Genomic DNA, 4,475 nt, shown 5'->3' with positions numbered 1-4,475 from the left:
ACCCCTTTTTGCGATAATTCATTCCTGAACCAAGATCGCTAATTAATTCAAATGTCCAACCTTGCTTGGCGCAATACATCTCCAAAACTTGTTTCTGCCTTTCAAGATCAGCCTTTTGGTCGTGACTCGAAACTCTTGCATAAGCAATCGTTTTTCGATTGTTTTGAATAGCGAGATCATGGATAAGTTCAGGCGTGATTTTGCTCAGATCATAACGTCTGTGATTTTTAGGCGTTCGATCTGCAACTAAAACACCTTCCTCATCCCACCTTCTTAAGGTTTGGATGGATACACCCAATGTTTTAGCTGCAACACTAATGCTAACATATCTACTCATTTGTATATAATAGTATAGAAATAAGTAGAATTCAAATAACAATTAATAACCCTGAGGAGATGCTGCACGTTCTGCGGCTGTCTTGTTTTGTGTCTTTAAGTATTCTTTACATTCAGGCAGACACAACATCATCAGTGGAATCACGATGATGGGTAATAAACCACCTAAGTAAAAAACATTTTTCCAGTTTGCACCGAATTCAGTTGCTGCGATTAAAGACAAGATTGCAGCACCCACTGGCATACCACAGTACATCAGGCCCACGGCACGTCCACGGTTTTGTGGAGCCACGGCTTCAGAAGCCAGCGTGATTAAGATTGGCATTGCACCGCCAAGACCCGCACCCGCCAGAAAACGAACTGCCAGCAAACTGTGGAAACTGTTCACCCACACGGTACATAAGGTAAATAGTGCAAAAATTGCGGTTGACCAGATTAAAACTTTCTTACGGCCAATACGGTCCGCAAATCGACCACCGACCAGTGCACCAGGCAATAAGCCCAGAATCCCTGCACTAAAAAACACACCCAATTGTGAGCTATCCAGACCAAAGTGCTCACGAATACCAGCAGCGGCAATCCCGGCAGCCTGAATATCTAGGCCTTCAATCACAGCGATCAGAAAGCAGATCCCTACTGTGATGATCGCGTGCTTATTGTCTGATTTTTCCATTGGAATATCCTTGTTCAATCAGCGTTCAAAAGAGAGGCCATCATCTATGAGCCGCTAAAGAGAATTAACTACCAATAAGTTGAACAATTTGCTCGGATATACTGAAAAATCCAGAAAATTAATGACTTTAAGATGCTGTTCGATAAAGTCAAAAAAGCAATTAATGAGAAGTATTAAAATCCCAGTATTTTTGGATTTAGACTTATACATCAAACCCGGAAATTCAACAGTGAGAAAAATTCAGGGCCGATCACTAATACGAAAAAAAGATTAGTTCAGGCATTTTTGCTTTTTATTCATCATAAATGAGGTTTATTATTCGATATATTTTAGCTCTTAATTCATCAAATATAAATATTAATACTCCCCTAAAACGCCATAAAAGAATGTTTTCTAAATCTATTTAATTCACTTAAGTGACTTATTCTGTGTATTTTTTACTGAAAAAATGAATTCATTAGCTTTCATCCTGCTGGAGGATAAAGGATGATTTGGACAGCAAAAAATCATAACGATTAAAACTTGATTGTTGCCTAGAGGCTTTGTATAAAGAATTCAGTGGCTTTTACTAAAGCATATTGTTCTTATGCGTTTGATCAGTCATAATTTGCATAAGCAATATTCAATTCAGTGCAAATCTATTGAATTTGCTACAAATCAAAATACAAACCCATCCCAAATATGTTTTCTCATTCTCTTCGGATGGACAAATAGGATAGTTTTTTAAAATGACTCAGCAAGCACAGACCATTCAGGGTTCCATTGTCGCAATCGTCACCCCCATGTTTGAAGATGGCAGCGTAGATTGGAAGGGTCTCGAGAAGCTGGTTGAGTGGCATATTGCAGAAGGCACTAACAGCATTGTGGCTGTAGGTACTACTGGTGAAGCATCAACGCTCAGCATGAGCGAGCACACTCAAGTGATCAAAGAAATCATTCGTGTTGCCAACAAACGTATTCCTATCATTGCCGGTACAGGCGCAAACTCGACTCGTGAAGCAATCGAGCTGACTCAGGAAGCCAAAGAACTTGGCGCTGATGCTGCCCTGCTGGTTACTCCTTACTACAACAAACCGACTCAGGAAGGTTTATACCAGCATTATAAAGCCATTGCTGAAGCGGTTGACCTACCTCAAATTCTTTATAACGTTCCAGGCCGTACTGGCGTGGATATGGCTAATGAAACCGTGATCCGTCTGGCAGATATTCCACAGATCGTGGGCATTAAAGATGCAACAGGTGATGTAGCCCGTGGTGCTGCCCTGATTGAAGGTCTGGCAGGTAAAAACATGACCGTTTACTCAGGTGATGATGCAACTGCCTATGAGTTAATGGGTCATGGTGCCAAAGGCAATATTTCTGTGACTGCCAACGTTGCACCAAAAGTCATGAGTGAAGTATGTGCTGCAGCCATTGCAGGCGATGCTGCACGTGCTGAAGAGCTCAATGCTCAGGTTGCAAATTTACACAATATTCTATTTTGCGAATCAAACCCAATTCCTGTGAAATGGGCTCTCCATGATATGGGCTTAATTGGTACAGGTATTCGCCTTCCATTAACACCACTTGCAGAACAATATCGCGCTCCGCTTCATGAGGCACTTGTAGAAGCGAGCGTCATTAAATAAAGAGCAACGATTATGCAATTACGTTTAGGACTTACCCTGGCACTTTCAGTATTCAGTTTAGCAGGTTGTAGTTCAATGGCCTTTAAAAACGGTACCTTGGACTATAAAGAAACAACCACGCTGCAACCATTACAATATCCTGAAGGGTCAATGGTTCGTCCTGCAACGCCTTTGTACCCTGCTCCGACAGTGGATCCGCTTGCCTTGGAAAATGCACCAAAGCTTGAAAATCAGCGTGGTAACCGCTTTGCGATGCCACGCCCTACTGCACAGCCAGTAAATTCAACTCAAGCAGATGAAACTCAAGAAAATTTTTCAGGAAAGCCGCAATTAGTCACTGACGGAAATCAAAATCCACTGCTCAAAATTGATGGAAATGCTGCTACAATATGGCAATACACTCTTGCCACGCTTAGCAGCCTTAACCATTCTATCGTTGGTCAAAATAAAGATCGTTATGAAGTAACGATTCAGGTTGATCAGCAAACCTATGTTTTAAGACTCTCTCCCGCAGGTTCGAGTAACACCCTGGCTGTGTTTAATCCCGATAACAGTTTTGCCGACCGCGAAAAAGCAGCAGAACTGTTAAACCAGATTTACCAAAATTGGCCAGCCTAGACATTTTCTAGGCATTTTTTTTTGTAGAAGGTTCCCTCATGTTAAAACAAACCTTGCTCTATACTGGTAAAGCGAAATCTGTCTATACCACGGACAGTGAAGACCACCTGATTTTAGTTTTTCGTGACGATGCGTCCGCATTCAATGGCGAAAAAATCGAACAACTGGATCGTAAAGGTAAGGTGAATAACCGTTTTAACGCCTTCATCATGGAAAAGCTGGCTGCTGCTGGTATTGAAACTCATTTTGAGAAACTGCTGACACCAACTGAAGTGTTAGTGAAAAAACTTAAAATGATTCCAGTAGAATGTGTGGTACGTAACTATGCTGCGGGTTCTTTATGCCGTCGTCTGGGTGTAGAAGAAGGTAAAGAATTAACTCCTCCTACATTCGAATTGTTCTTCAAGGATGACGCGCTAGGCGATCCAATGGTGAACGAATCTCAAGCGATTGCTTTAGGTTGGGCGACTGCTGAACAACTGGCAAAAATGAAAGAACTGACTTACCAAGTGAACGATGTGCTTAAAGCATTATTCGAAGCGGGTAATATGCTTCTGGTTGACTTTAAACTTGAATTTGGTGTGTTCCACGACCGTATCGTACTGGGTGACGAATTCTCTCCAGACGGTTGCCGTCTATGGGATAAAGACACCAAGAAAAAACTGGATAAAGACCGTTTCCGTCAAGGCCTAGGCGGCGTGGTTGAAGCGTACGAAGAAGTTGCAGCACGTTTAGGTATCAATCTTGAAGATATCTAAGCACTAATAGTACTTCAAAGAACCGGGTTAATAGCCCGGTTTTTTATTGTCTAATCTAGAGATGGATCCGGAAATTTGAACAACTCCTATAAGTGATACTCTGCTCCTCAAATGATGTTATAAACATCAATATATGGAGTATTTTATGGCACGTAGACCAAGAAGAAATCATTCAAACGACTTTAAGGCTAAGGTAGCACTTGCTGCGATCAAAGCAGAAAAAACACTTGCTGAATTGAGTTCTGAGTTTGATGTTCATCAAAACCAAATTATTGACTGGAAAAATCAATTGATCTCAGCTTCCTCACAAGCTTTCGATCAATCAAAAGCTCCATCAGAACCACCCATCGATCTAAAAAAACTACATGCAAAAATCGGTGAGCAGGCATTAGAAATTGATTTTTTAGAAGGTGTGTTGAAGAAACTGGGCCGCTTCAACCACAAAAGTTAATCGATGACTCA

Annotated in this window: 4 protein-coding genes and 2 pseudogenes; 4 read left to right on the top strand and 2 right to left on the bottom strand. The window is 41.4% G+C overall.

Annotated features, from left to right (window positions below):
• Positions 1 to 337 (bottom strand): IS607 family transposase (locus ACEWB7_RS16995; protein ID WP_411580984.1); only part of this gene is annotated, 337 nt, incomplete at its 3' end.
• Between the two features lie 48 nt (positions 338 to 385).
• A pseudogene (locus tag ACEWB7_RS16990) lies at positions 386 to 1,009 on the bottom strand (MFS transporter); the annotation flags it as partial.
• 728 nt (positions 1,010 to 1,737) lie between these two features.
• Here ACEWB7_RS16990 and dapA point away from each other — a divergent pair.
• From dapA to ACEWB7_RS16970, 4 genes and pseudogenes are all read left to right on the top strand, one after another.
• Positions 1,738 to 2,637, top strand: coding sequence for a 4-hydroxy-tetrahydrodipicolinate synthase (gene dapA / locus ACEWB7_RS16985; RefSeq protein WP_125278859.1), 900 nt, complete (start codon positions 1,738 to 1,740; stop codon positions 2,635 to 2,637).
• A gap of 12 nt (positions 2,638 to 2,649) precedes the next feature.
• Positions 2,650 to 3,255: a lipoprotein-34 precursor (NlpB) gene (locus ACEWB7_RS16980; protein WP_034703997.1), complete on the top strand. Its 606-nt coding sequence runs from the start codon at positions 2,650 to 2,652 to the stop codon at positions 3,253 to 3,255.
• Positions 3,256 to 3,293: 38 nt separating this feature from the next.
• The gene (purC, locus tag ACEWB7_RS16975; protein ID WP_004781395.1) at positions 3,294 to 4,013 is read left to right on the top strand and encodes a phosphoribosylaminoimidazolesuccinocarboxamide synthase; all 720 of its coding nucleotides are present in this window, start codon (positions 3,294 to 3,296) and stop codon (positions 4,011 to 4,013) included.
• A gap of 133 nt (positions 4,014 to 4,146) precedes the next feature.
• Positions 4,147 to 4,475, top strand: a pseudogene (locus tag ACEWB7_RS16970) (transposase); the annotation flags it as partial.

This window comes from Acinetobacter sp. NIOH-H-8, from assembly GCF_046635365.1.
Classification (GTDB): Bacteria; Pseudomonadota; Gammaproteobacteria; order Pseudomonadales; family Moraxellaceae; genus Acinetobacter.
Note: the sequence above shows the minus strand (reverse complement) of the source record. Positions and strands in the feature narration are given on the sequence as shown.